Source organism: Bacillus sp. AFS018417, assembly GCF_002560985.1.
In the GTDB taxonomy this organism is placed as follows: domain Bacteria; phylum Bacillota; class Bacilli; order Bacillales; family Bacillaceae_G; genus Bacillus_A; species Bacillus_A rhizoplanae.
Map to the genome: position 1 here is coordinate 1 of NZ_NTTM01000111.1, position 302 is coordinate 302.

A 302-nucleotide genomic window follows, 5' to 3' on the forward strand; every position below is an offset into this window, starting at 1 on the left:
AGTAGGACGTTGCCAGGCTTACAGTATTCCGCAGTAGCTCAGTGGTAGAGCTATCGGCTGTTAACCGATCGGTCGTAGGTTCGAGTCCTACCTGCGGAGCCAATTGGAGAGCTGTCCGAGATGGCCGAAGGAGCACGATTGGAAATCGTGTATACGTCATAAGCGTATCAAGGGTTCGAATCCCTTGCTCTCCGCCATAATATTTTGGCCCGTTGGTCAAGTGGTTAAGACACCGCCCTTTCACGGCGGTAACACGGGTTCGAATCCCGTACGGGTCACCACTTTGGAGGATTAGCTCAGCT

The 302-nt window shown here is 53.0% G+C and carries 3 tRNA genes; all 3 read left to right on the forward strand.

Annotated features, from left to right (window positions below):
- The first annotated feature begins 27 nt into the window (after nt 1-27).
- Nucleotides 28-102, forward strand: a tRNA-Asn gene (locus CN326_RS23565).
- Between the two features lie 3 nt (nt 103-105).
- Nucleotides 106-197 (forward strand) — tRNA-Ser (locus tag CN326_RS23570).
- Nucleotides 198-206: 9 nt separating this feature from the next.
- Nucleotides 207-281: transfer RNA gene (locus CN326_RS23575), tRNA-Glu, on the forward strand.
- Nucleotides 282-302 lie beyond the last annotated feature (21 nt).